At 32.2% G+C, this 8,243-nt stretch carries 5 protein-coding genes; 2 read left to right on the forward strand and 3 right to left on the reverse strand.

Annotated elements, in window-relative coordinates:
- Positions 1 to 149: 149 nt before the first annotated feature.
- The 3 genes from LS73_RS09365 to LS73_RS09870 all read right to left on the reverse strand — a co-directional run bounded on the left by LS73_RS09365 (position 150) and on the right by LS73_RS09870 (position 1,898).
- Positions 150 to 635, reverse strand: a complete 486-nt coding sequence (locus LS73_RS09365) for a peroxiredoxin (protein ID WP_034559680.1) — start codon at positions 633 to 635, stop codon at positions 150 to 152.
- Positions 636 to 733: 98 nt separating this feature from the next.
- A complete protein-coding gene (locus tag LS73_RS09370; RefSeq protein WP_034559677.1) occupies positions 734 to 1,675 on the reverse strand; it encodes a hypothetical protein in 942 nt (313 codons plus the stop codon).
- Between the two features lie 64 nt (positions 1,676 to 1,739).
- Positions 1,740 to 1,898, reverse strand: a complete 159-nt coding sequence (locus tag LS73_RS09870; protein WP_158654969.1) for a hypothetical protein — start codon at positions 1,896 to 1,898, stop codon at positions 1,740 to 1,742.
- Positions 1,899 to 2,159: 261 nt separating this feature from the next.
- On the opposite strand from LS73_RS09870, the gene polA reads away from it, so the two are divergent.
- Positions 2,160 to 5,012: a DNA polymerase I gene (gene polA / locus LS73_RS09375; protein ID WP_034559674.1), complete on the forward strand. Its 2,853-nt coding sequence runs from the start codon at positions 2,160 to 2,162 to the stop codon at positions 5,010 to 5,012.
- Positions 5,013 to 5,120: 108 nt separating this feature from the next.
- Positions 5,121 to 7,604, forward strand: coding sequence for an endonuclease MutS2 (locus tag LS73_RS09380; protein ID WP_034559672.1), 2,484 nt, complete (start codon positions 5,121 to 5,123; stop codon positions 7,602 to 7,604).
- The last annotated feature ends 639 nt before the right edge of the window (positions 7,605 to 8,243 follow it).

Consider the following 8,243-nt stretch of genomic DNA (forward strand, 5'->3'; position numbering starts at 1 on the left):
AAATACTTTAAAATTTAGTGAAGTTTAGTCTTTGATTTTTTATCTTGATATTTAAGTCTTGAATGGATTATATACTTGTTTTTATAGTGAAAAGCTTTAAGTAAGGTGGAGTCTAGAGATTTATTAAAACTAAGTCTCAAGTCTGAATCTTATTCCTTAAATCTCTTTTGCATAAATTCAAGTATCTTTTTGGCATGCCCTTTTGCTTTTACATTGTAGAAAGATTCTATGATACGGTTATTTTGAATGATAAATGTGCTACGAATAATTCCTTGAACTTCTTTGCCATACATCATTTTTTTACCATAGGCATGATATTGTGTTGCTACATTCTTAGCTACATCGCTAAGTAGAGTTATACCTAAATTTTGCGTTTGTATAAATTTCTTATGCGTTTCTATCTTATCGGGGCTAATCCCTATAACTATCGCATTTAAAGCATCAAATTCGCTTAATAGCTCGCTAAACTCTTTTGCTTGGGTTGTGCAGCCACTAGTATTATCTTTGGGATAGAAATACAATACAATAATATAGTTACTTAAATCTTGTAAAGCTAGCTCTACCCCGTCCTCGTTTGGAAGACTAAAGTTAGGTGCTATATCTCCTGCTTGGAGTTTGTTTTGATTTTGCGTCATTTGCTTCCTTTGATATTTCTAAAATTTAGAATCTAAAATTTAATTCTAAATTCTAAATAAATAAGGCTGTAAGACTATTATAATATTGTTAACTTTCTCTATAAGTCAAGCCCTACTTCAAACATTAAGGTAAAATTTTTAGTCTTAGAGAGATGAATGCTAGAATCATTAAAATATTGTTGCTCTCCTTTATAAGTCAGGTCCATAGGACAAAAATCGTAGTAGATTCCCTTCAGCTTTGCATAAAAGGTTGGCATTCTATGGTTTCTATGTGGTGGCAAGACTTTATAATCGCGCCAAACCATGCTAATGGCAGCCTCAAGCTTATAGCTTCCATCAAAGTTTAGTTTTTTAGTATCAATACCATAACCCAAATAACGTCTTCCAAAGGCATAGGCAAGACCTACCTGAAAATTTAACCCGAATCTTTGAGTAAGCATAATTTCACTAAAAGCTCCAAAACCTAAATATACATTAATATTGTTAAAACCTTGTGCATATCTATTTTTCGTAAAAAAGTGCAAATCACCTGTAAAGTTAGCATACAATAGCACAGGTGTTCCATTTAGATAACTTAAATCTACACCAAGATGAATTGATGCAGCAATATCATAGCCAATGTCTTGTTTTTTATTGTTATTGTTTGGAATTATTAGGGTTTTATTATTAAGCGTATTCTTTGCATATCCTAGCATTGCTTCTGTTCCAAAATAAAACCATTTTGTATATATTTTTGCAATTCCAGATATATATCCGCCTATACCATCTACGCTAGAGGTAGGACCATTGAAATTTTCGTAATACGCACCTATTCCTAATAGCGCGTTTGAGCAATTCGAGAGCTCACCTAGATATGTATAATAACATCTTGAGCCATATTGACCATAGGCACTAGGTTTAGCTTTGTAATTTGTAAAACTTTGTGCATTCTGTGGGGCTAAATTGTCTTGAATATTAGGATAGCTAGGCACGTCTTGAGCATTAAGTATGATTGAGAGGCAAAGATAAAACACTAAAGGAACAAATAGTTTTATTTGCATATCATTCCTTTTTATTTGGAAACAATTAAAAACTAATGCTTGGTAATTCCATTTCAAAATTATCCTATTCACCATTAATAATTCCATTGAGGAGATAAGCACCAAAACTAATACCAGCACTACCAAGTAATCCAACCCACCAAGCTTGCCCCTTTGTCTCACGCATTTCTTGCTCAGATAACACAACTACATCAACATTCTGTGTGCCAAAAAGAATTTGCATTTCCTCAATATTTTATATGTGCTTCTATTGTATATTAAAAACAATAAATATAATCTAAAATAATTTAAATAATGAATTTACTGTATATTATTTCATTTCTACCTGATAATAGTAACAAATACTTAAAATATGCTAATATTTTTAATTTATAATTTCCAACGTAACTTTGAAAAACATTAACTTCTATAGCCATAGCTAAGCAAGGCTTATTATTGTATATTGTGTAAACTTTTAGTCTTAGTATTACACATAAGGAATAGTATGCTTGTTATTCTTGTAGATACCTTTGGATATTTTTTTAGAAGTTATTATGCTCTCCCACCGTTGCAAAATTCTAAACATTTTCCTACTTCATTACTTACAGGATTTAGCCATTTTGTATTTAATTTGTATAAAGATAACCCAAATACTTGCATAATATTTGCTCTTGAAGGAAAGGGCATAAATAGACGCAAGGAGATTTATCCTCTATATAAAGCAAATAGACAAGAAGCCCCGCAGGATTTGCTTTTACAGCTTCCAGTAGCCATAGAGTGGCTAGATAAAATGCAAATTCCTCAAGCTTGTGTTGATGGCTATGAGGCAGATGACTGCATAGCAAGCCTTGCAAAACTAGCTACTTCAAAAAACTTAGATGTAGAGATAATAAGTCATGATAAAGATTTATATCAATTAATTGATGATAGAGTTTGCCTCTTTGATTACACAAGAAAGCAAAGAATATCATATGAAGAATGTCATACGAAGTTTGGTGTTATGCCTAAGGATTTTATTACTTACCAAAGCATTGTTGGAGATTCAAGCGATAATATCCCGGGTATAAAAGGCATTGGTCCAAAAGGAGCAGTGCGAATCTTAGAGCATTTTAATAATCTAGATTCTATATATTCTGCCTTAGAATCAAATGAGCAAGACATAGTTAAGATATTTGGCAAAAGGATTGCGGGTCTAATCAAGGAGCATAAAGATATGGCATATCTTAGCCGCAATCTTGTAACTTTACGGACTGATTTATTTGATGAATATGACTTTTCCTTATCACAAAATAACAATAATCTAATGCCTCTATTAAAAATACAGCACGAGTTAAGAGAATATGAGTTAAATAAGATTCTCTTAAATCTCAAACGTTATGATACAAAGCTAGCAAATAGCAATACTACAAGCAAATCTTGTATTGCAAATACTCATACTAATCAATTTGGAGCTAATGAATTTAATTATATAGCACATTTAATTACAGATTCAAAAGAGTTATTTGATATATTAAAGAGCATTCCGAAAGATTGTATTATAGCTTATGACTGCGAGACTAATGGTCTAAATGTAAGGCAGGATAGAATCATAGGTTTTAGCTTTTGTTTTGATGGATTGAATGGATACTATGTCCCAATAGCTTATACATTAGATGAGATTATAAGTAGCAAAGATAGCATTCAATCCTTGCTAAACTATGCAGAAGATATCAATCTTCAAAACAGTTCACAATCTAGTAATGAATCTAACAATATGCCTAAACGCAGCCACATATCAAAGCAAGATGCAAAAATGGCTTTAGAAATTATTTTCTCTCACCCAATCATAGGGCATAATCTTAAATTTGACATTGGCATGGCATGGCATAATTTTGGCGTGAAACCTGCTTGCTCTATTAGAGATTCTATGGTGCTTGCTTGGCTACTTGATTCTAATCGTAGTGTTAGTCTTGATAACCTGATGCAAGAGCATTTTAATCACAAAATGATAGCTTTTAGCGACATTGTCCCAAAGAATGCAACTTTTGATAGTATAGATATAGAGTTAGCTAGTAAGTATGCTAGTGAAGATGCAGTTGCAACATATGTCCTTTACTACAAATTGGAATCAATTTGTAGTAAAGAGATATTGGAGGTTGCTACTAATCTGGAATTTCCATTTATATTCACGTTGTGTTATATGGAGGATTGGGGCATTCGGGTTAATAAGGAACATTTCTTAAGTTTAAGGCATGAATTCACAAAGAATCTTCATTCTCTGCAACAACAAATATATAAGCAATGTAACTTTGAATTTAATATCAACTCACCAAAACAGTTAGCCGAAGTTCTGTTTACTCGTCTAGGGCTTGATACATCAAATAATAAATCACTTGGCACTAATGAATCTGTATTAACCAAACTAATTGATTCGCACCCTGTGATTTCTACCTTGCTAGAATATAGAGAAGTTTTTAAGCTGTTTAGCACATATATTGAGCCAATCTTGGAGCTAAGCAAAACTCAAGATAGAATCCATACACAGTTTATTCAGACAGGGACAAATACGGGTCGATTAAGCTCTAAGTCTCCAAATTTGCAAAATATACCTGTGCGAACTAAACTTGGTAGGCGGATTCGAGCGGGCTTTGAGGCAGATAAAGGAAATGTGCTTGTAAGTCTTGATTATTCTCAGATTGAGTTACGCCTTTTAGCTCATTTTAGTAAAGATTATGTTTTGTTGGAATCATTCCACAATAACGCGGATATTCATGCTAAAACTGCTAGTAAAATATTCAAAGATGACTTTGACAATGCTAATGAGAATTCTAAATCAGAGTTTAGGGCAATCGCAAAATCCATTAACTTTGGGCTAATCTATGGCATGGGTGCTAGGAAGCTATCTGCTACACTTGGCATTAGCAATGCTAAGGCAAAGGAGTATATTAAGCAGTATTTTGATAGTTTTCCAAGTGTTAAACAATATTTAGAAAGCAAAAAAGAAGAAATTATGCAAAATAGTTATGCTACAACTCTTTTAGGTAGGAGAAGATTCTTTGATTTTTTTAATGCCACAGAATTTATGCGTCAGAATTTCTTGCGCGAAGGTGTTAACTCTATCTTTCAAGGTAGTGCAGCAGATTTAATTAAGCTTAGTATGAATGCTATTATGAATCATAAGGCATTTCTTGGCTCTGGTTCTAATCTAAAAGCAAAAATGCTTTTGCAAATTCATGATGAGTTAATATTTGAAATAGGAGAATCTAGTGCAAGAGATATTGCTAGTGATATTAAAGATATAATGGAGCACATTTATCCTTTAGAAGTTCCGTTAGTATGTAATATTTCCATTGGTAAAACTTGGGCTGATTTGAAATAACCAACTATATCATTAGAATTTATATAAAGCTAAAAACTCTAGTTTTAACTAAAGTTTTTATTTAGAATGTTAAAAAATCATAGCCAACCTATCAATAGTGGAGTGATTATGGATCATAAACCAAATAAGCACAATAAAAGCTCAAATAATCTAAAACAATATATAGATATTTCTTTGCTAATAAACAGGTTAGGTCTTGATTCCTTTCTTAGTCAGTATAGTCAATATTTTGCGCGTATATTATCCGCAGATGAATTGAGACTTAATGCAAATTATGATAATCAAGTTCTTAGCACTTCTTATAACCAAAGTCATAGTTTAAATACAAATACTTTGAAGCATATCTTAGATGTTTTAGATTCTAATGAAATGCAAGATTTCTTAACATATTTTGATAGTATTTCTATCTTACCAGAGCTTCCTAGTATTCCTAATTTAGACAATGAGCTAACATGGCTTAGTAAGGATGCCACCCTTAGCATGCAGGAAGTTATAGTATTCGCAAGAATGATTAAATTTTTTTTGGAGCTACAAGAGCAAGATTTATTGCGTGGCGTGCAAGATAACTTTTCTCAATATATACAAAGCTTTAAGTTTCCGCAAGAAATTCTTAGCATGATTAGATGTTTTGATTTTGAATTAATAGGCAAACATAGCAATAATTCAGGTTTTAATATTGAGCAAGCTTATAATTGTATTAAGCGAGGTGTGGATAAAGAGTTAGATTCCTATCGTGATAGCCTTGATTCTTCATTAAAAGACAAAGAAAGAAAAATTATAGAATGCCTTAATATGTCTCATTTGCAAGAATTCCTAGTGGATACGCAGATACATTTCATAGAAAACACTCAATCACTCTTAGTTCGCCCAGGTTTTGCTAGTGTCCTACCTTCAAGAGTTATTGCCCGCTCTAGTCATGGTTTCTTTTACATCGTTCCGCTATCTTTAGAATCTCTACAACAAAAAATCTTTATCTTGCAAGACAAAATAGCTCAAAGGATAGCTTCTCTAGCTAAGCAATATAGTCAAATATACTCTAAATATTTAGCATTTTTGCGCTATGTTAATAAGGAGTTTGACTTTATAGATAGAATCATTGCTAGGTTGAAGTTTGCTAGAGATTATAATTTAGAATTTATCTTTGCTAGCCCTAATTCAGATTGCATTATTTTGCATGATTATGCTCACCCAAGCATAAATAAGCCAAAGCCCCTTAGCCTAAATATGTCTAAGAATCTTCTTTTAATTACAGGCGTAAATGCGGGCGGTAAGACTATGCTATTAAAAAGTATATTAAGTGCTATATTTTGCGTAAAATATCTCATACCATTTAAAATTAATCCCCATAAGTCTAGCATTCCATTCATACAAAATATAGCAATTATCTCTCAAGACCCTCAAGATAGCAAGCAAGATATATCTACATTTTCAGGCAGGATTAAGGAGTTTTCCAAAATCTTACACAAACAGGATTTAATTGTAGGCATAGATGAAATTGAGCTTGGCACAGATTCTAGTGAGGCTGCTAGCTTATATAAAGTCTTGCTAGATTATTTACTAGATCATAGCACAAAGATAATTATTACCACGCATCATAAGCATTTAGCCGCTCTTATGTCGGATAATCCAAATACGCAGTTGTTAGCTGCTCTCTATGATATTAAAGAGCAAAAACCAAAGTATGAGTTTATTGAAGGTATAGGCAAGAGTTATGCTATGGAATGTGCAAAGATATATGGAATTCCAAGTAACCTAATTGCTAAGGCAAAAGAGTTGCATGGTATCGAGGCAAATAGGCTAGAGAGATTAATTGAAAAATCAAATTATCAAATTACGCAAAATAAACAAAGAGAAAAGGAGTTAGAAACTCTAATCACGATGAAAAAATCAGAATTAGCCTCACTAGAGCAAGCAAAGCTAGCATTGAGAAAAGAATTTGATTCTCAAAGCCTAAATCTCAAGCGGCATTATAATGAAGCGATAAAAGAAATTAAAATGCTAGCAAGAGAGGCTTCTAAGCATAGTGGCAATGCAAAAGATAAGGATAATATAAGAAATATCCATAAGCTTTTAAATAAGGCAAGCAAACAAAATAACAATAATCCAAGCATATCTATACAAGTTAATAAGAATTATGAAGTAGGCACTTTTGTAAAATATTGTGGAAAAATGGCAAAGGTTGTATCTAGGAAGCAAATATTTAATGTAAATTCAAATGTAAAAACCTTTGTGTATGGCATTGAGCTAGAGAATGGTATGAGCATAAAAGGTATTAATCCTATGGATTTAGAAGAGGCTAAAAATATTCCAAGAACAGAATCTAATTATACATTGCAAGCAGACATTAAGGCTAAGGTAAGGCTTGATTTGCATGGACTAACTAGGGAGGAGGCATTAGCTAGTTTAGAGGACTTTATGAGCCAAGCTTTAATGGCAAAGTTTAGCGAAGTTATAATTGTGCATGGTATTGGTAACAATATATTGCGCGATGTGGTGGTTAGATATTTGGATAAGGCAAAGTTTGTTAGAGGATTCGTTGATGCACCGCTAAATGTAGGTGGGTCTGGAGCAAAGATTGTGTATTTATTCTAGATATAATTTTATTTTTACTTTCTATTGCATTAATTTTTGATTTTGATCTTTATATAAAATACTATATATTATATTAGTTAAAAATGTGTGATAAAGCACAACTTTAAGAGCATTTAATATCTTTTGCGCCTCGCATTTCTCATTATATAACCTATCCTGACATGTTTGCCCTTGACTACACAAATGACAAGATGATTTGTTATGTCTCTACCTAATAATAAGCTAGGTGAAGAATCTTGAAATATAGATGTTTATCTCTTCGTTAATTTTGTAGCTCAAAGCTCTCGAATCGCATTTACAATACCCAATATGACAAAATTAACACAATAAAGGTGTTTGTCTTGAATCATACACAAGGGTAAGATGTTCGTCTGCGGCTCAACATGATAAATATTAAAGTTTAAGTGATAATTGTAAGGCATATAATGACATAATTCTTGAATATGACTTTAATGTATTTGTTAAAGCTATCAATAAATGTTGATAGCTTTATATTTCTATACAAATCCCGCATTTTAGGGCATTGTATGGAGTTTGTGCCATGCACACAAGCAAAAAGGAAATAAATCTACATGATTTTATAGCACATTATAGATTCTTATAGCTCAAAGCTAAACCTTTAATCCTATTATCATATTG

It is taken from the genome of Helicobacter muridarum (genome assembly GCF_000765805.2).
Classification (GTDB): Bacteria; Campylobacterota; Campylobacteria; order Campylobacterales; family Helicobacteraceae; genus Helicobacter_A; species Helicobacter_A muridarum.

What these genes read in the sequence shown, in the direction of transcription:
- LS73_RS09365 (WP_034559680.1), bottom strand. Translation starts at nt 635, where the DNA reads ATGACGCAAAATCAAAACAAACTCCAAGCAGGAGATATAGCACCTAAC.
- polA (WP_034559674.1), top strand. Translation starts at nt 2,160, where the DNA reads ATGCTTGTTATTCTTGTAGATACCTTTGGATATTTTTTTAGAAGTTAT.
- LS73_RS09870 (WP_158654969.1), bottom strand. Translation starts at nt 1,898, where the DNA reads ATGCAAATTCTTTTTGGCACACAGAATGTTGATGTAGTTGTGTTATCT.
- LS73_RS09380 (WP_034559672.1), top strand. Translation starts at nt 5,121, where the DNA reads ATGGATCATAAACCAAATAAGCACAATAAAAGCTCAAATAATCTAAAA.
- LS73_RS09370 (WP_034559677.1), bottom strand. Translation starts at nt 1,675, where the DNA reads ATGCAAATAAAACTATTTGTTCCTTTAGTGTTTTATCTTTGCCTCTCA.